The sequence below is a fragment of the Geobacter sp. AOG2 genome (assembly GCF_019972295.1).
Lineage (GTDB): Bacteria > Desulfobacterota > Desulfuromonadia > Geobacterales > Pseudopelobacteraceae > Oryzomonas.
Map to the genome: position 1 here is coordinate 1,823,622 of NZ_BLJA01000001.1, position 18,095 is coordinate 1,841,716.

Genomic DNA, 18,095 nt, shown 5'->3' on the forward strand with positions numbered 1-18,095 from the left:
TTGGCTCGCAACTTTGCGTGTCGCTCGGTATAATTGACGAAAAAATATAATTACTGTATTTTTTAAAATTCTGGAGGAATGTGGCGAAAGAAGCTGTTCATAGCGTGTCAGTAGACCTTGAAGATTGGTTTCATGTCTGCGGCCTCAAAGACCAGCCGCGTATCCCGCCGGAAGCTTGGCGTGTCCGGGGGGCGACGGAGGTGTTGCTTGACCTGTTCGCGGAGTTCAAGGTAAAAACAACCTTTTTTGTCCTTGGATGCGTGGCCGAGGCCGATCCGGGGTTGGTGCGCAACATTCACCGGCAGGGACACGAGATCGCTTCCCACGGCTATTCGCATCGCTTGGTTCACGAGCTGAGTCCTGCCGAGTTCAGCGAGGAGTTGCACAGGACCGAGGACGTCATCATGGGGATTACCGGCTGCCGGCCAGTCGGGTTTCGCGCGCCCCAGTGGTCGGCAACGGCCCGTACCTCCTGGTTTGACGACATCCTGGCGCAGCGGGGTTATACGTACGACTCCAGTCGCAACCCTCTCCCCTTTGTGGGAGACCGGAATGCTGAGCGGCACCCGTACCGGATTCAGACGACACATGGGATATTGTGGGAGATACCGCCCATGGTCTCATCGTCACTGGTGGGGAATCTGCCCACCGGCGGGGGATGGGGGTTTCGCTTCTTCCCGTTCGCCATGATCTCCGCAACGGTCGAGAAGTATGGCCGTGCCGACCGGGCGGCCGTACTGTACCTGCACCCCCGGGAGGTCGATCCCGACGGACCGCGACTCAAGCTCCCGCTCCTGAAACGCTTTGCCTCCTATGGAACTCGGCGGGACGCACTACCGCGTTTGCGAAGGCTGCTGGGACAATATACGTTTACCACCTTGCGGGAACAGGTTGATTCATGGCAGTCTGCGTCCTGATCCCGGCTTTCAATGCCGGTAAGACCCTGCCTGCGGTCCTGGACGAGTGCGTCGGCCTGGGGTACCCGCTGGTGGTGGTTGATGACGGATCACAGGATGCAACGGCACACATCGTTGCCGACCACGGGACGATCCTGTTGCGCCACGAGCGTAACTTTGGCAAGGGAAGGGCGCTCAGGACCGGTTTTGGATGGGCACTGGATCATGGTTTTGATATGGTCGTAACCCTTGATGCAGACGGCCAGCATGATGTATCCTCAGTCCCACGGGTGGTCGCCGCAGCCCGCGAGGGCGGTTTGGACATCCTGATTGCCTCCCGCTACCGCCAGTTTCAGGAAATGGGGGGGTTGCGCAAGGTCTGGAACCGTTTCGGCGTCTGGTGCATGCGACAGCGGACCGGCTTTGAGATCAGCGACAGCCAGTCTGGATTCCGCTGCTATTCCGGGCGCTTGCTCCGTTCGGTCACGCTCAATGCCGAGGGCTATAACCTGGAGATGGAGATTCTTATGAAGGCTTGGCGCAGCGGATTTACGATCGGTTCGCTGCCGGTGCCGGCGAGGGTGGCCGATGGCCGCGCCACGAGTCATTTTCGGCCGGTGCGGGATACCTGGAATATCTGCATGACGTTCCTGCGCTATATGTGATGAAAAGAAATTTGCCGCATTATCTGAAGCAGTTAAGGTTAGTGGAGTGGAAAGCATGATCCAAACGCTGAAAAATTATACCAGGGAGAAAGTGCTGTCGTACCTCCTGTCCATGGCGACGAATTCATCGGATGAGACGCTGATCAAGATGACTCACCTGATGGAACTGATCCCTAAAAAGGATTACTACAAGGATCGTATCCGTTGGATTCGCGGTCTGATCCGCGACAAACACCCCAGTATCGAGTTTCCGCGCCGCATCTTGCGCGATCTGCACCCCAACCAGCGGGATAAATGGATCAGCAATCTGGCCATCAACCATCTGCTGAACGGCACCAATAAACGCAAGGAGTGGGCCGACAGGAATGGTTTTTACCCGCCTTCCACAGTGGTGATCAGTCCGACCATGCGCTGTAACCTCTCCTGCTACGGCTGCTATGCCGGAGATTACAAAAAGTCTCTGGAATTGTCCCTGGACGAACTGGATTCGGTGCTGAATCAGCTCAAGGAAATGGGGATCTATTTTGCGGTCATCTCCGGCGGCGAACCGTTCTATATGAAAGGGATCTTCGAGGTATTCAAGAAACACAGCGATATGGCCTTTCTGGTCTTTACTCACGGCGGCTTGATCAACGAGCAGATGGTGGAGCGGTTGACCGAGGTGGGCAACGTCATGCCGGCCTTCTCGCTGGAAGGGTATGAACAGGAGACTGACGAACGCCGTGGTGCCGGGCATTTCAAAAAGGTCATGCGGGCCATGGACCTGCTGCGGGAAGGGGGACTCTCCTTCTGCGGTTCGTTCACCCATTCCCGTAAAAACACGGATATCATCACCGACTCCCATTACATTGACATGCTTCTTGATAAGGGCGTTTTTGCCATGTGGCTGTTTTCCTATGTGCCAGTGGGACGCAAACCGGACCCGGAACTGATGCCAACCCCCGAACAGCGTGATCTCCTTCGTCGGACAGTGGTTGGCTATCGGGCAACAAAGCCGATGCTGTTCGTTGATTTCTGGAACGATGGGCCGATGATCTCCGGTTGCCTGGCCGGTGGAAGAAAGTACTTTCATATCAATGCCAACGGCGATATCGAACCGTGCGTCTTCTGCCACTTTGCCGCGGATAATATCCGCAACACGTCGCTACGCGACGCTCTGGCGTCGCCGCTGTTCCACAAAATCCGCGAAAAACAGGGGGGGCACGATAATCTTCTGCGCCCCTGTATGTTGATCGATCACCCCGATGCAGGGCGGGAACTGTTTTCCTCGGAAGGTGCCTACGCCACTCACGAGGGTGCAGATGAGATCTTTACCGGCCTGGCCGACAGCATGGATGACTATTCGCGACGCTACGGCGAGATAGCCGACGAGGCGTGGGAGGCGGAATTCAAGGACCATCCGGTCAAAAAGGGAAAGGTGTCGCGAACCTGAGATGACCCTCTACAGTGGCATCAACCTGTTCCTTATCAAACTGTTCACCATACTGGTGCCGCGACGTTTGTTTCCTCCGGCCGCCTTTTGCTTCGTGATGCTGTTCTACCTTCTGCTTGGTGAGAAACGCCGAGGTTTTCGAGCAAATATGCGGACCGTCACCGGCCGCTCAAATGTGGAGAGGCTGGTGATTTCGGCCTACTACAAGTACGCACGCAATTGGTGCGATGTGATGCTGATGATGCGGTTGACCGGCCCCAGGCTACAGGCCCTTATCGGTCGGCGCAGTTCTCAGAAGCCGCTGGATGACGCCCTGGCCGCGGGAACCGGCGCAATCCTGGTTTCGCCCCATTTTGGAAACTGGGAACTGGGCGGACTCGGGTTGGCCGACCTGGGATACAGGATTAACGTACTCACCTTCCGGGAACCGGATGAGAAGGTAAACGAATTGCGGGAGGAGGTGCGAGGCGCTCGCGGCATCGGCTTTATTTACGTCGACCGCGACGACACCTCGCCCCTTGCGATCATCGAAGCGGTAAACGCCCTTCGGCGCAACGAGGTGCTCTGTCTTCTGGGCGAGCGCGACGGTTCGTCCCATACCAGTGTCGTTGATTTTTTTGGAAAACCAACACCATTTCCGGCAGGGGCCGCCTATCTTTCCCTGGCCAGCGGAGCGCCGGTCATTCCGGTTTTCGTGCCGCTTGAAGGGGATCGATACGCCACGTTGATGGATGAGCCGATTTATTTTAGGGGTGGCCACGGAGCGCATACCGAGGCGATTCGGAGCGGTATGGAACAACTGGCTGCGGTTTTTGAACGCTATATCAGGCAGTATCCCGACCAGTGGTACAACTTTTTTGATTTTTGGGGCGAAGAGTAATCCTCTATACCACCCGCAAACGCTGGGAATACTGCTGATAAAAACGCACATGCGAAGCACTATATTTGTGAGAGGATTTGTGAATGAGTGAAGAGTTGATTCAGAAGGTTAAACAGATGATCATCGAAAGCCTGCGCATCGAGGGTATGTCTCCCGACGAGATCGATACGGACGCGCCCCTGTTCGGAGAAGGACTGGGACTTGATTCCATCGACGCCCTGCAACTGGTCGTGGCCATGGAAAAGGATTTCGGCGTGGTGGTGCCCGATGCAGCCACCGGCACGAAGGTATTTGCCTCGGTGCGCAGCATGGCGGATTACATCGCGGAACACAAAAAATGAAGGTGATTTTCGTCTCGCCCGGCTGGGAAAAGGGGCGCCTGTGGGGGGAATTGGCCTTTAAATTTCCCACCCTCTCCCTGGCGTCGATTGCCGCCGTTACCCCGTCGGAGTGGGACGTTGCCTTTCTTGACGATAATTTTGAGACCATAAACTATTCCTGTGCTGCCGACCTTGTCGCACTGACTGCCATGACGCCCCAGGCACCCCGTGCCTACGAGATAGCCGACGAATTTCGCCGCCGGGGCAAGACCGTGGTCATGGGGGGCTTTCATGCCAGCAACCTGCCGGATGAAGCGCTGTGCCATGCGGATGCCGTTGTGGTGGGCGAGGGGGAACTGGTCTGGCCGCAACTCTTGTCCGACTATTGTAATGGGCTCCTCAAGCGCGTCTATCAGACCGATTCGCAGGTGGAGATGGCCGATATTCCCCGTGCCCGCCGCGAGATATTCACGGGCAAGCGGTATCTGCTCACCAACACCATTCAGACCACCCGCGGCTGCCCCTTTGACTGCGAGTTCTGTTCGGTGACCGCTTTCTACGGCCGCAAGTACCGCAAACGGCCAGTGGCAAACATTCTCGAGGAGTTGGAACAGCTCCGCAAGGCCAACTCGTTCCTCTTTTTTGTGGATGACAACATTGTGGCCGACCGGAAGTATGCCTTGGAGCTGTTTGCCGGTATGAAGGGCATGAAGTTCAAGTGGCTCTCCCATTCGCCCATCGATTTCGCCGCCGACCGGGAGTTGATGAAAGCAGCGGGAGAGTCGGGCTGTGTAGGGATGTTCGTCGGCTTCGAATCCCTGAACCAGGCATCCCTGTCGGCCATGGGCAAGGTCACCAACCGGGCCCGCTCCTATCTGGAGGACGCCCAGGCGTTTCGCGACAACGGCATCGGCATCCTGGGCTCCTTTGTGATGGGTTACGACGGCGATACCCCGGACATCTTCGAACAGACGTTACGCTTCTGCGAAGAGGCCCGCTTGGAGGCGGCCATCTTCCCCATCCTGACCCCCTATCCCGGGACCAGCGTCCGCCGCCGTCTTGAGGCAGAGGGGCGCATCTTCTCCAACAACTGGCGCGACTACGATATGGAGCACGTCACCTTCCGACCGCTCGGCATGAGCGCCGAACAACTCCAAAAGGGCTATGAACAGCTCTGTCGTTCATTTTACTCATTTCCCTCCATGTATCGGCGCATCTTCAAGCTGCATCGCTCGGTGCAAGTCTTTGGACCGATGAATTTCGGCTTCCGCGCCGCCTTGGGCCGCAGGAAGGTGTCGGCATGACAACGCAAACAGCTTGCTCTTCGACAGGTTTGCCCAACTGTTTGACTCCGCACCGCTTGGGAACGCTGTCATTGTGACGACCAGTGCCCCGAGACTGCTATTGGTCTATCCTGCCACCCAAAAGTTGGGTTGGGTACGCCGTTTTCAACTTCCGTCGCTCTCCCTGAAGCAGGTTGCCGCAGCAACACCGCCCGAATGGGAGGTAGTGCTGGCCGACGAGATGCATGAAGATATCCCCTTCGGCGGCAATTTTGACTTGGTTGGGATCACTGCCATGACCCATCAGGCGGTTCGTGCCTATGAGATTGCCGACCGCTTCAGGCAAAGGGGGGTCCCGGTAGTCCTGGGCGGTATCCATCCAACGGTGCTCCCCGATGAGGCATTACAGCATGCCGATGCGGTCGTGATCGGCGAAGGCGAACCGGTCTGGGCACAGCTTTTGAGCGATTTGCTGGCTGGACGTATGGCACCGTTCTATCGCTCCATCCCCCAAGGTGATCGTCTGGAGATCCCTTGGTCGCGGCGGGATTTTCTGGCGGGCCGGACCTACCTGACCACCCAGACCCTTCAGGCCAGCCGTGGCTGCCCTTACGATTGTCCATTCTGTACGGTTACCCCCTATTTCGGCCGCACCTTTCGCTATCGCGATCCCGACGATATCCTGGCGGAATTGCGCTCCTTCGACCGTAAGTTGACGGTACTGCTTGACGATAATATCCTTGGCGATCCGGAGCGGGCAAAGCCGATCCTGCGCGGCATGGCCGGTCTCGGACTGCGCTGGGGCGGACAGGCCAATCTCCGGTTTGCCGAAGATCCCGAATTGGTGAGCCTCTTGGCAAAATCCGGCTGCATCGGCATTTTTGTCGGCATCGAATCGGTGGCCGGCCCTCAGGCCAACCACCCCAAGACCGGCAGCCGATTCAGTCAGGCCGATCTGATCAAACGGGTGCGGGACACCGGAATCGTGCTGGAGGCCTCCATGATCTTCGGCTTCGATGACCACGACGAAAGCGTTTTTGAAACCACGGTCCGGTATTTGGAGGAGTGCGCCCCCAGTATTCCGACCTTTCACATCCTGACCCCCTATCCCGGCACGGCGCTGTTCGAACAGTTCGACCGGGAGGGGCGCATGCTGCATAAGGAATGGCAGCACTATGACCATAACCAGGTGGTCTTCCGTCCTAAGCTGATGACGCCGGAGCAGTTGTACAAGGGCTGGCGGGCCGCCCGCCGTGAGGTCTACCGCTGGCCCTCGGTACTTTCGCGCGTCATGCAGGGAAACGGCAAGCTCATCAACCTGGCCTACAATGTCTTGCGCCGGGGCGGCGTCTACGGGGACGAGGAAGTCGTGTATCCGGATAATCAAACCTCTGCTACGCTTGACAACGATCAGGGAATATAGCCATGAACATCCTGTTGCTTCGCCCCCATCCCGGCAACGACCGCTTCGGGCTTGGGCCCTTTTTCCGGGTTGAACCGCTGGGACTCGAATATATCGCCGCTGCCTTGCTGTGCAAAGGACACCAGGTGACCATTGCCGACCTGCGTTTCAGGCCCGGGGCCGCAACCTGGATACGCCGCACGCGTCCCCACCTGGTGGGCATTAGTTGCCTTCACACCCTGGAATTCGACCGGGTGCTCGAGACCGCCCGCGAGATTCGACTGGCCTCGCCGGAGGCCTTCATCGTGGTGGGGGGGCATGCCGCTGCAGCCTTCCCGGCGCCTCTTGAGCATGACCTGATTGATGCCGTCATGGTGGATGACGGCGAAGAGGCGGTTGTGCGTCTGGCAGCGTGTCTGGAACGGGGAGAGGTGCTTGCAGAAGTGCCGGCCTTGCGCCTTAAAACAGCCGATGGCTGGATCACGACCCCTCCTCTGGAGGAACGCACCCCGCTCGATCTGGTCCCCTTGCCGGCCCGCCATCTGGTGCAGCGGCATCGCACCGGGTATCACTGTCTGCTGTTCAAGCCGGTGTGGCTGATCGAGACAGCTCGTGGTTGTCCCCACCGCTGTTCGTTTTGCTCGGTGTGGCAACTTTACGGCCGTACTTGCCGGGAGCGTTCCATCGCGGCGGTTGTGGAGGATTTCGCCACCTGCGGCGATGCTATCTTTGTAGCGGACGATCTGTTCTGGTATAATCCCGAGCGCAGTCTTGAACTGGCCGCCGCTCTCAAGCGGCGCGGCGTGTACAAACGCTGGATCCTGGTTCAGACCCGCACTGATTTGATCCGCCGGAGCGGCGAAGTGATGGCCGCATGGCGTCCCCTGGCCAAGGACTTCGACATTTTCCTTGGTCTGGAGGCGGCGAGCGACGGCGGCTTGGCCGGTTTATCCAAGGATGCCGGCATTGGCGACAGTGTTGAGGCGGTGCGAATCGCCCGGGAATTGCGCTACGGTATTAATGGCAATTTTTTGGTGGATCCTGACTGGGAGGAGACGCAGTTCCATGAATTGTGGGACTTTGTAGAGCATCACGGTCTCCAGCGGGCCGGCTTCACCATCCTGACGCCCCTACCGGGGACCGACTACTACCAGAGCGAACTGGCCCGCACTGCCGGGCAGCCGTGGGCCAACTTCGACATGCACCACCTGCTGTGGGAACCACGCCTGGGGGCTGAGCGCTTTTTCGAACTGTACGCCGAGACCTGGCGTCGCTCGATCCTCAACACGGCAGGCAACAAGAGCCTCATGGACTGGGTTCGCCAGGTGCGGCCCTCCCAGATACCCTATATCATCCGGGTTCTGCTGCGCACCCAGCGCATGATGAAACCGGCCGAATATCTGCGGGAGCATCGCGAGAGATATTGTCGCGTCCCGCAGGCCCTTTGTAAAGGTGAGAAATGAATTGTTTCATGTTCCCTGGCCAACCTTTGGCCCACGACACATCACTTCCCGGTGATATCGATTTCGGCGAGGTCGCCGCCCTGGCCCGTGCCCATACCGGTCTGGACCTGTCCACCTTTATCTGGGCAGGGGAAACCCATACGGAGCAGGTGGGGCTGCAGGTCTATGGTGTGGCCATAAGTCTCTACCGCCTGCGCTGCCTGCGGCTGGAAGGGATGAAACCTGCTATGGCTGCGGAACACAGTATGGGGGTTTATGCCGCCCTGGCAGCCTGCGGTTCGGTCACCGAAGGTGAGGCGCTGGAGATCGCTTTTCGGGTCGGTGCCTGCATGGAGCAGCGTTTTCAGGGACGGGATTATGCCTTGGGATGCCTGGTGGGGCTTACGGCGGAGAAGCTGGCAGTACTTGCCGCCGAGGGCTCGGTTTTTCTTGCCAACTATAACACATCACATCACTTTCTGTTGGCGGGCAAGCGCCACGACATGGAGGCGACCCTGGGCGAAGCGCTCACAGCAGGGGCCTTTTCAGCCAAGCTCTTCCCTTGCGACGCCCCGTTGCATACCCCGCTCCTGGCAGAAGCAGAGGAAGAACTGATGGCCATCTTCCGAGACTATCGCTACGAAGAGCCTGTAATTCCGCTCATGAACCACATTGACCAGGAATTTCTCACCGCCGCTGAGATTCCCGTATTCCTGATGCGGGAGTTGACGGAAACGGTCCGCTGGGAACAGACCTATCGCGCCCTGAAGCGCTCCGGCGTCACCCGTTTCATAGAGGTGGGAGTGGGGGATTCGCTCAAAAAATACAACCGTTGGATCGAGAGCAGGTTATGAACAGTCATGGAACCGCCATAACCGTGCGATTCAATGAGGTGGACGCCTATCAGGTCGCTTGGCACGGGCACTATGTTGCCTGGATGGAAATCGGCCGTAGTGAACTTGCCGGCAGATTCGGGCTGGATGCCTTCCAGTTGGGAACTCTTGGTTATTTGGGGCCGGTGGTCGCATTGGAGGTCAAGTACCTGCGTCCCGCCCGCTATAACGACGTGCTGACCGTCCGCACCACCCTGCTACCCAGCGAGACGGCTACCCTGGTCTTTGAAAGCGTCATACTGAACAGTGACGGTAAAAAACTGGCCACCGGCCTGACCCGCCACGCCCTGACCGACCTGAACGGCGTTTTGCAATTCCAGATGCCTCATGTGGTTGCCGAGCGGGTCGAGCGCATGAAAGCTTGGCTGGAGGCTGCATGAAAATTCTACTGCTTTCAGCCAATCGTGAACATTCTCCCTATCCGGTGTTCCCAATCGGCCTCTCCTATCTGGCTGCGCCCCTGGCCGCCGCAGGCCATGAACTTTCCGTGCTTGACCTCTGTTTCGAACAGGAGCCGGAAACGGCCCTTGCAGAACGGCTCGCCTCGTTCTTGCCGGCCTTGGTGGTGGTCTCACTGCGCAATATCGATAACGTGACCTGGCCCGGATGCCGCTCCTATCTTGCCGGGGTGCGGGACGTGGTTTCCGTCTGCCGCAGGAGTGCCCTGGTTGTGGTGGGTGGGTCCGGTTTTTCCCTGATGCCTCGTGAAATCCTGGTCTCTGTGGATGCCGATTATGGTGTGGTGGGAGAGGGGGAGGAAGTCCTGCCCCGTCTTGTGGAATCGATTGTGCGCGGGGCCGGCGCGTCCGACCTGCCGGGGGTACTGGTACGGGGCGCCGAAGAATTCCTGCCGGCACTGCCGGTAGAGCGGATCACTACCCCTGACCGGAGCCTGTTCGACGTGGCGCGTTATCAGCGCCAGGGGGGCATGGCCAATGTGCAGACCAAACGCGGTTGTCCCTTTGCCTGTATCTACTGCACCTATCCGCTGTTGGAGGGGCGTAGGATGCGACTGCGGCCGGTTCGGGATATCATCGCCGAGATACGCTCACTGATTGAGGATCACGGGGTCAGCTATATCTATTTTGTGGACGACATCTTCAACTACCCGACCGAGTTTGCCGAACAGCTATGCCGAGCCATGGCCGTGGAACGGCTGGCGATCAACTGGTCTGCTTTCATCAACCCGGCTTTCATGCCGCCCGGGTTGCTGGATGTTATGCTGGCCGCAGGCTGCGACGCCGTGGAGTACGGAACCGAGTCCGGCGCGCCGCTCATGCTCAGAAACCTGGGCAAGGCCTTTACGGTGGCCGATGTTCGCGAGGGGTCGCGCCTGTGCCGTGAGCGTCAGGTGGATTTTGCCCATTACATCCTCTTCGGTGGGCCGGGGGAGACGCGGGAAACCATCCTGGAAAGTTTTGGCTTGATGGACGAACTGGAGCCGACCGCGATCATTGCTATGACCGGCATCCGCATCTTCCCCGGCACCCCGTTGCACCGGACCGCCCTGGCGGAAGGGATCATCGACAACACCACCGACCTTATGGAACCGGTTTTTTACATCTCGCCCGCCGTCCGGGAGGAGTTGACCGAACTGGTCACAACGGAGGCGATTAAACGCAAGAACTGGGTTGTGCCAGGCCTTGAGGTAAATATCAGCGATGCCATGTTGGAGGCCTTGCGCATGTTTCCGGTCAAGGGGCCGCTCTGGAAGCTGATGAAACGCCTGGGCAGGAGCCGTATCAAACCGCTGTGACGGCGCGCCCGTGACCCCTGCTCCGCGCACACTTTCTGGCCGGCCTTCTCCACTGCCCCGGTCCCTTCCGTTTGGTTTCCGTCCCTGCTACACCTTGACGCCAACGCTGCCCGTTGTCTCCGGCATGGCGACGTAAACCCGGAGTTCGAGCCCGGCACCATGTCCTGCCTGCTGTTTGCGTTTCAGCGCCGCCATCACCGCTTTGTACAGACCCCTAAGTTCTTCGACCGCCTCCTTCAGTTGACGGTCCTCCACGCTGTGGGTAGTGCTCGTTGGTGCGCTCCTCTGGTCGTCGCCGTCGGATGAGGCGGGCTGTTGTTCCTGCGGCCCCCCGTCTGTCTCTTTGGCCGCTACGTCTGTCTGTGTCGTGGCCTCCTGAGGTGGGGCTGCTGCGTTGCCTGTTTGGGCGGATTCCGGGGTTGACGTTTCGGCCGTTACGGAGCCACCGCCGGAGCCACCGCCGCTTCCGCCTGTCAAGGAGGCTATCTGCGCCGCAATCTGTTGCATCTCGGCTTTCAGTGATTTTGCCGCGGACGGGCTGAGGAACGGTATCATCTGGCGGAGCGTTCTCAGGCGTTCTTTCAGTATGGCGGCCTTTTCCAGCTTATTCTGCCGCTCGGACGTCTGCCGGTCAGGCAGTTGTTTCGCCAGCCCGCGCGCGGTAGCCAGGTCTTTCATCTGTCGTTCGTAGCGGTCTTCGGAACCCGAGGATGCGTTGGCGTCCAACCGGGAGATCAGGTCGCGTTCCGGGCGTGTCAAGGGCACATTGTAGTCGTGGGCGACAGTGGATAGATCCATGCCGGGCCTCCTTCAACCAGATACTTTTCCTATCGGCATCCGCAGCTAAAAATGTAGCATCGTGGTGTTGTGTTGTGGCCGAGCCAGCCTTTACTTGGCGGCTTTGTGTCGTATAATTTGTTTATCATACCGACTTCAAGGAGGCTTAATCATGACAACAAACATCCAGATTGTTTTCTACAGTATGTACGGACATATCTACACCATGGCCGAAGCGGTGGCGGAGGGTGTTCGTAACATTCCCGGATGCAACGCGGACTTGTTGCAGGTGCCGGAGCTGATCCCGGAAAACGTGCTTGAACAGTATGGGGCCAAGGCGGCACGGCAGAGCTTTGCCCATATCCCGACTGCAACCGTTGACGGGCTGGTGGCGGCGGATGCCATTATCTTCGGCACACCGACCCGTTTCGGCAACATGGCGGCACAGATGCGCAACTTCCTCGACCAGACCGGTAAGCTCTGGATGCAAGGATCGCTGGTGGGGAAGGTGGGCAGCGTGTTCGCCAGCACTGCTACTCAGCACGGTGGTCAGGAGACCACTATCACCAGCTTCCATTCCACCCTGCTGCACCAAGGCATGATCATAGTTGGCGTGCCCTATGCAGAACAGCGGCTTCTGAGCATGGACGAGATCACTGGTGGCACCCCTTACGGCGCCACCACCCTGGCTGGGGCTGACGGCTCACGCAGGCCATCGGAGAACGAATTGGCCATCGCCCGCTATCAGGGTGCACATGTAGCCAAAATTGCCCAAAAATTGAAAGCATAACAGTCCTCACGGAAAACGCTTATGGAAAAAATACGTGTATGTGTTCGCGACATGATGCAAACGGATTACGTCTATTTTCTGACGGAACCGATAGGAGAAAATTTCCACCCCTGCTTCAGGCCGGAATTGACCCCAAAGGAGATGCTCGAACTAGGGGTTTTCGGTGGCAAGTATATGACCGACTGCACTAACGAGTTCCCGCAAGAGTGGTTTGTCAACGCCAAACTTTGTCATGAGCTCCATGTCCCCGAACTGAACTACTTTGGCGTCAACGCCTCGAAACCGCTGTCCTACTGGAGGGAAAAGGGATGGATTCATACCGATGACCCGCGGGGGTGGTTCCAGTGGTACTGCCGGTATTATATGGGCAGGAGGTGCGCCGATGACGAGCGACAGATCAGGAGATGGAGGGCGATGACGCGCCATATCGCCCAGCTACGGAAGAACTGCCCGGAGGGACACCTGTCGTGCCGGAAAAAGCAGCGTCAGGCGCTTTTGCACTGGGCCTACGACAGCAGAAGATTCTGAATCGCGCTCATGCATTGTCTGCCGCATGTATTCTCTTGACAAATATATTAAGTAGACTAAATATATGCTTACTTAATAAAATGTCGAAGGTGTCCGATGTTTGAGATCAAAGACCTGCCTGACAGCGGTACCATTGCAAAATTGGCGCAGCGCTACCCAATGCTGGAAGTTCCGGCGCTAGAGGCCTGGCTGAACCTGATGCGGGTTTCCGGCGACTGCCAGAGCGATCTGGATCAGTTCCTTGCCCGCCACAGTCTTTCCCAACGCAAATTTTTCGTCTTGATCCTGCTGCTGCGCAACCCGGCGGGTCTGAACGTTTCCCGGCTGGCCACCGGTACCGGCGTCTCCTGTGCCACCATGACCGGCGTGGTGGACGGCCTGCTCAGCGCCAGGCTTGTAACCCGTGAGACGGACGAAGAGGACCGGCGCGCCTTTGTGGTGACCATCACCGAGGCCGGACAGGAACTGCTGGACCGCATCTTGCCGCAGCACTATCAACGGGTCAGCCGGATCATGTCAACGCTCGACGAAACGGAGCGTTTACAAATGAAAGATATTCTGGCCAAGGTCAACTCAGGGTTGGCCCTGACCAAAGACAAGACTGAACCCGGGGAGGTCGCCAATGAGCAAATTGATGCAGATGGCCGGTATGTTGAGTCTCGTCATGGGGCTAGCCATGCCCGTTAATGTTTCGGCAGGCGCTACGACAGAACTGACCTGGTACGGTCAGTCAGCTTTCAAGATCAGGACGCCGTCCGGCAAGGTACTGCTGATTGATCCATTAATCATAAATTCTCTGAACAAGAACGGTGCCGCAGACCTTGCCGCCCTCACCAGGGTGGACCTGATCCTGATCACTCACGGCCATGGCGACCATATCGGTAACGGTGTGGAGATAGCCAAAAAGACCGGCGCCAGACTTGTGGCCAACTATGACCTGGGCCGCGCCTTGGTGCAGTATGGCGGTTTTCCCGAAAAACTGGTCGAGCGCAGCCATATGGCCTTTCCAGGCGGTGAACTAAGCCTGCTGAATGGTGAGGTGCGAATCCTGCTGGTTCCGGCCGTGCACAGCTCCGTTGTGGAGGGCGTTCCGAATAGCCCGCTGCCCGGCAAGGTGGTCTACGGCGGCACGCCGGGCGGCTTCGTGATCGCCATCAAGGACGGTCCTACCATCTACCACACCGGCGATACGGATGTCTTCTCCGATATGGCCCTGATCGGTTCGCTGAACAAGATCGACATAATGCTGGCCTGCATCGGCGGGCATTTCACCATGGGGCCACAACGGGCCGCCTTGGCCGCCGGACTAGTCAATCCCGGCCTGGTCGTCCCAATGCATTTCGGTTCAAACCCGGTGCTGAAAGGGACCCCGGAACAATTTGCCAAGGAATTGGCCGCCCTGCCCAAGGACGGGCCCCGCCCGGCCATGAAGGAGATGGCGGCGGGGGAAACATTTACCTGGCCCGTTCACTGACACCACAAGGAGATTGAACATGGAACAGAGAACACTGGGAACGCAGGGTTTGGTTGTCTCAGCCCAGGGGTTGGGGTGCATGGGAATGTCCGATTTCTACGGTCAGCGGGATGAGGCGGAAGCCATCGCCACGATCCATCGCGCTCTGGAACTGGGCGTCACCTTGCTGGATACCGCCGATATGTATGGCCCGTTTACCAACGAGGAACTGGTGGGCAGGGCGATCAAGGGAATACGCAAGGATGTGGTTGTGGCGACTAAATTCGGTATTGTCCGTACCGAAGACCCGAACTATCGCGGTGTATGCGGGCGGCCTGACTATGTCCGCTCGGCCTGTGATGCTTCCCTGAAAAGGTTGGGGCTGGATCATATTGATCTCTACTATCAACACCGGGTGGACCCAGAAGTGCCGATAGAGGAGACCGTGGGGGCCATGGCCGAGTTGGTGACAGCCGGCAAGGTCCGTTTTCTTGGCCTGTCCGAAGCCGGTCCGCTCACTATCCGCCGCGCCCATGCCGTGCATCCAATCAGCGTGTTGCAAAGCGAATATTCGCTCTGGAGCCGCGATCCGGAGGATGGGGTGCTGCCCACTCTGCGGGAGTTGGGGATCGGCTTTGTTGCCTACAGCCCGTTGGGCCGCGGTTTCCTGACCGGACAGATTACGCGTTTCGAGGATTTTGACGCCGACGATTACCGGCGCCTGTCCCCCCGTTTTCAAGGTGAGAACTTCGACAAGAATCTGCATCTGGTGGAACACATAAAGGTTATTGCAGCTCGTAAAGGCGTCACGGCCGGACAACTGGCCCTGGCGTGGGTAATGGCGCAGGGTAGCGATATAGTGCCGATACCGGGGACCAAACGCAGGAAGTATCTGGAAGAGAACGTGGCTGCCGGGACGGTGGCGATAAGTGAGGCCGAAGCGGCTGAAATTGAAGCGATATTGCCTAGAGGCGCGGTAGCGGGTGAACGCTATCCGGCCGCCATGATGGCGATCCTTAACCGATAGGCCCTGCCAATCGATACCACCAAGGAGTTGCTGGCATGCACCATGAACTGCGCCGCAATGAGCGGGCTCTAACGGAAATGGAGGCGAGGGCTATCCTGGAACGGGGTGAGTATGGAATCCTTTCAACCTGCGGCTCGGATGGCCAGCCGTACGGCATCCCGCTTAGCTACTGCATCGAAAACGATGCCATCTACTTCCACTGCGCTGTGGAAGGGCACAAGCTGAATAACATTGCAGCCGACACTAGGGTGTCGTTCTGTGTGGTCGGTAAGACCGAAGTATTGCCCGACCAGTTTGCCACCAGGTATGAAAGTGTCGTTATCTCCGGCAGGGCCACGGAGGTTTATAACGAGGAAAAACAACGGGCCTTGGAAGGGCTTCTAGCCAAGTATTCCCGGGAGTTTCTTTCGTCAGGGCTGGACTACATCAAAGCAAAGTGGGCACTGACCAAGGTATTCAAGGTCAGCATCGAAGACCAGTGCGGCAAGGCGCGAAGATGACGGTACCACTTCAGACAACCGGGAAATAACTCGATATGTCACCCCTGTGAACACCCCTGTCAGGTTGTTGATTCCGCATCTGTAAGGACATGAGGCCCTGCACAGATGCGGACCCTTCTAAACTTTCCCCGATTTATAGCCCCTGTGTTGTACTATCGTGTCCGCCCTGCTGCCGATAGGCTATCAGGTCGGCAACGGTAACCACCGGGAGGCTATGCTGCTTTGCAAAAGAGATGATTTCCGGCATCCGGGCCATGGTGCCGTCTTCATTGGTCAACTCGCATAGCACGCCGCACGGTTTGAGCCCGGCTAGTCGCATCAGATCGACCGTTGCCTCGGTATGGCCGCCCCGCTCAAGCACGCCGCCGGGACGCGCCCGCAAGGGAAACACATGGCCGGGGCTGTTCAAATCAGACGGCTGTGCCTGGTCGGCAATGGCGGCCTGGATGGTGGTCACCCGGTCTTTTGCGGAAACCCCGGTAGTCACGCCTTCCGCTGCCTCAATGGTTACCGTGAAGGCGGTCTGATAGCGGCTCGAATTTTCCGCCACCATCATTGGCAGGTTGAGGGCAGCAACCTTTTCGGGTGTCAGGCAAAGGCACACAATCCCGCTGCATTCCCGGATCATGAGCGCCATCTGGGCGGCGGTCAGGGACCCGGCAGAAAAAATGAGGTCTCCCTCGTTTTCCCGCTCCTCATCATCGGTGACCAGCACGCCGGCACCGATGCGCAATGCGGCCAGGGCGCTCTCGACACGTTCAAAAGGGGTACCAAAAGAGACCAGCAGTTCCTGAGACATGATTCGACTCCTTCAACAAGGGGAATTGGTCTCAGGGCGGCAGGACGGCAGTCGTGACATGCCGGCACGCACGAGAGCGCGCCGGGTGGTGTCAGTCACCAGGGGGGTAGGTCGCTGCCTTATCCTCTTTCATCCGGACTCTCACCGTCGGCTCTGGCATCTCACCAGATCTGCAGACCCTCCTCCCAAAAGGAAAGAGGCGCTCGCGGGCTCCCCGGAAAAAAACGGGATACCGCCGGTGGGGAATTTCACCCCGCCCCGAGAATAAGTGACTCCACCATACCGGCGTACCAGTCAGGCTGTCAAGGGCTTCATTCCAAAATAATTCGTAGCGCCTGAATTGCCGCCTACCGCAAGGGGCGGACGAGAGCCTTTGATGTCAACTCTGGACATGCTCCGGTGAAAACGTTAGAATGATATACTTATAATGACATACTCACCGGAGTTTCGATGGAATTCAGAGACCATATCGTGGTGGTAACCGGCGGTACGCGCGGGATTGGTCGGGCCATCTCGTTACTGTTCGCCCGCCAGGGGGCACACGTCTTTGCCGCCTACCTGAGCAACGACCAGGCGGCAACGGCGCTTGTTGCGGAGGCGCAGGACCTGGCCGGAACAATCAGCGTAATCAGGGTTGATGTGGGCACGGCCGCAGGTGCCCAGGAATTGATTGACGCGGCATCTCGAGAGAGCGGTCATATAGACATTCTGGTCAACAACGCCGGTATTATCCGCGATGGCTGGCTAGCCATGATGGCCGAGGAGGATTGGGATGCTGTCATCCGCACCAACCTGTCGCCCTTGTTCCACTGCTGCAAGTGGGGGGTGCGCAAGATGATGGCGCGTCGTAGCGGCAGTATCGTTACAGTGTCTTCCATTTCCGCCTTGACCGGCACTGCCGGCCAGACCAATTACGCAGCCTCGAAGGGAGCCGCCATCAGTTTCACCAAATCCCTGGCCCGGGAGGTGGGGGCGATGGGCATCCGCGTCAACGCCATCGTGGCCGGCCTGATTGCGACCGACATGACTGCCGGGCTGAAGCAGGATGTGGTGGAACGGGTCGTCAAGGGTTCGGCCCTCGGCAGGATCGGCTCCCCAGGGGAGGTGGCCGAGGCGGTTCTTTTCCTGGCCTCCCAGAGGGCCTCCTACATTACCGGCCAGGCTTTGGTCGTGGATGGCGGTACTGTCTAGATAAAGGTGATTACGTTGGGCGAAAACCGTGATATTTTTTTAAAGCATAGCTTTATGTTAT

General features: G+C 58.2%; 20 protein-coding genes and 1 riboswitch. Of the genes, 18 read left to right on the top strand and 2 right to left on the bottom strand.

Annotated features, from left to right (window positions below; translation table 11 throughout):
• The first annotated feature begins 104 nt into the window (after positions 1 to 104).
• From LDN12_RS08235 to LDN12_RS08285, 11 genes are all read left to right on the top strand, one after another.
• On the top strand, positions 105 to 917 hold the full coding sequence (locus tag LDN12_RS08235) for a polysaccharide deacetylase family protein (RefSeq protein ID WP_223922188.1): 813 nt from the start codon (positions 105 to 107) through the stop codon (positions 915 to 917).
• On the top strand, positions 899 to 1,561 hold the full coding sequence (locus LDN12_RS08240) for a glycosyltransferase family 2 protein (protein WP_223922189.1): 663 nt from the start codon (positions 899 to 901) through the stop codon (positions 1,559 to 1,561). The genes LDN12_RS08235 and LDN12_RS08240 overlap by 19 nt, the downstream gene beginning before the upstream one ends.
• Before the next feature lie 55 nt (positions 1,562 to 1,616).
• A complete protein-coding gene (locus tag LDN12_RS08245; RefSeq protein WP_223922190.1) occupies positions 1,617 to 2,993 on the top strand; it encodes a radical SAM protein in 1,377 nt (458 codons plus the stop codon).
• A 1-nt stretch (position 2,994) separates the two neighbouring features.
• Positions 2,995 to 3,873, top strand: a complete 879-nt coding sequence (locus LDN12_RS08250) for a lysophospholipid acyltransferase family protein (RefSeq protein WP_223922191.1) — start codon at positions 2,995 to 2,997, stop codon at positions 3,871 to 3,873.
• Between the two features lie 83 nt (positions 3,874 to 3,956).
• On the top strand, positions 3,957 to 4,214 hold the full coding sequence (locus LDN12_RS08255; protein ID WP_223922192.1) for a phosphopantetheine-binding protein: 258 nt from the start codon (positions 3,957 to 3,959) through the stop codon (positions 4,212 to 4,214).
• The gene (locus tag LDN12_RS08260) at positions 4,211 to 5,497 is read left to right on the top strand and encodes a B12-binding domain-containing radical SAM protein (RefSeq protein WP_223922193.1); all 1,287 of its coding nucleotides are present in this window, start codon (positions 4,211 to 4,213) and stop codon (positions 5,495 to 5,497) included. Before LDN12_RS08255 ends, LDN12_RS08260 begins: the two co-directional genes overlap by 4 nt.
• Positions 5,498 to 5,570: 73 nt before the next feature.
• On the top strand, positions 5,571 to 6,899 hold the full coding sequence (locus tag LDN12_RS08265) for a B12-binding domain-containing radical SAM protein (RefSeq protein WP_223922194.1): 1,329 nt from the start codon (positions 5,571 to 5,573) through the stop codon (positions 6,897 to 6,899).
• 2 nt (positions 6,900 to 6,901) lie between these two features.
• Positions 6,902 to 8,341, top strand: a complete 1,440-nt coding sequence (locus tag LDN12_RS08270) for a B12-binding domain-containing radical SAM protein (protein WP_223922195.1) — start codon at positions 6,902 to 6,904, stop codon at positions 8,339 to 8,341.
• A gap of 8 nt (positions 8,342 to 8,349) precedes the next feature.
• Entirely contained in the window at positions 8,350 to 9,174 is an 825-nt protein-coding gene (locus LDN12_RS08275; protein WP_223922196.1) for an ACP S-malonyltransferase, read from the top strand.
• A complete protein-coding gene (locus tag LDN12_RS08280; protein WP_223922197.1) occupies positions 9,171 to 9,593 on the top strand; it encodes an acyl-CoA thioesterase in 423 nt (140 codons plus the stop codon). The genes LDN12_RS08275 and LDN12_RS08280 overlap by 4 nt, the downstream gene beginning before the upstream one ends.
• Entirely contained in the window at positions 9,590 to 10,969 is a 1,380-nt protein-coding gene (locus LDN12_RS08285) for a lipid biosynthesis B12-binding/radical SAM protein (protein WP_223922198.1), read from the top strand. Before LDN12_RS08280 ends, LDN12_RS08285 begins: the two co-directional genes overlap by 4 nt.
• 87 nt (positions 10,970 to 11,056) lie before the next feature.
• Here the strand turns inward: LDN12_RS08285 and LDN12_RS08290 are convergent, their stop codons facing one another.
• Positions 11,057 to 11,767: a hypothetical protein gene (locus LDN12_RS08290; RefSeq protein WP_223922199.1), complete on the bottom strand. Its 711-nt coding sequence runs from the start codon at positions 11,765 to 11,767 to the stop codon at positions 11,057 to 11,059.
• Between the two features lie 151 nt (positions 11,768 to 11,918).
• Between LDN12_RS08290 and wrbA the strand changes: the two genes are divergently transcribed.
• The 6 genes from wrbA (at position 11,919) to LDN12_RS08320 (ending at position 16,044) form a co-directional block, all read left to right on the top strand.
• A complete protein-coding gene (wrbA, locus tag LDN12_RS08295) occupies positions 11,919 to 12,536 on the top strand; it encodes an NAD(P)H:quinone oxidoreductase (RefSeq protein ID WP_223922200.1) in 618 nt (205 codons plus the stop codon).
• Between the two features lie 21 nt (positions 12,537 to 12,557).
• Positions 12,558 to 13,064 carry a hypothetical protein gene (locus tag LDN12_RS08300; protein WP_223922201.1) on the top strand — a complete coding sequence of 169 codons (507 nt, stop codon included), beginning with the start codon at positions 12,558 to 12,560 and terminating at the stop codon, positions 13,062 to 13,064.
• Between the two features lie 96 nt (positions 13,065 to 13,160).
• Entirely contained in the window at positions 13,161 to 13,751 is a 591-nt protein-coding gene (locus LDN12_RS08305; RefSeq protein ID WP_223922202.1) for a MarR family winged helix-turn-helix transcriptional regulator, read from the top strand.
• Entirely contained in the window at positions 13,687 to 14,538 is an 852-nt protein-coding gene (locus tag LDN12_RS08310) for a metal-dependent hydrolase (RefSeq protein WP_223922203.1), read from the top strand. The genes LDN12_RS08305 and LDN12_RS08310 overlap by 65 nt, the downstream gene beginning before the upstream one ends.
• Positions 14,539 to 14,557: 19 nt before the next feature.
• Positions 14,558 to 15,544: an aldo/keto reductase gene (locus tag LDN12_RS08315; protein WP_223922204.1), complete on the top strand. Its 987-nt coding sequence runs from the start codon at positions 14,558 to 14,560 to the stop codon at positions 15,542 to 15,544.
• 35 nt (positions 15,545 to 15,579) lie between these two features.
• Positions 15,580 to 16,044, top strand: a complete 465-nt coding sequence (locus LDN12_RS08320) for a pyridoxamine 5'-phosphate oxidase family protein (RefSeq protein ID WP_223922205.1) — start codon at positions 15,580 to 15,582, stop codon at positions 16,042 to 16,044.
• 133 nt (positions 16,045 to 16,177) lie between these two features.
• Here the strand turns inward: LDN12_RS08320 and ribB are convergent, their stop codons facing one another.
• Positions 16,178 to 16,843, bottom strand: coding sequence for a 3,4-dihydroxy-2-butanone-4-phosphate synthase (ribB, locus tag LDN12_RS08325; protein WP_223922206.1), 666 nt, complete (start codon positions 16,841 to 16,843; stop codon positions 16,178 to 16,180).
• 117 nt (positions 16,844 to 16,960) lie between these two features.
• Positions 16,961 to 17,113: riboswitch (FMN riboswitch) on the bottom strand.
• A gap of 180 nt (positions 17,114 to 17,293) precedes the next feature.
• On the opposite strand from ribB, the gene fabG reads away from it, so the two are divergent.
• A complete protein-coding gene (fabG, locus tag LDN12_RS08330; RefSeq protein ID WP_223922207.1) occupies positions 17,294 to 18,034 on the top strand; it encodes a 3-oxoacyl-ACP reductase FabG in 741 nt (246 codons plus the stop codon).
• Positions 18,035 to 18,095 lie beyond the last annotated feature (61 nt).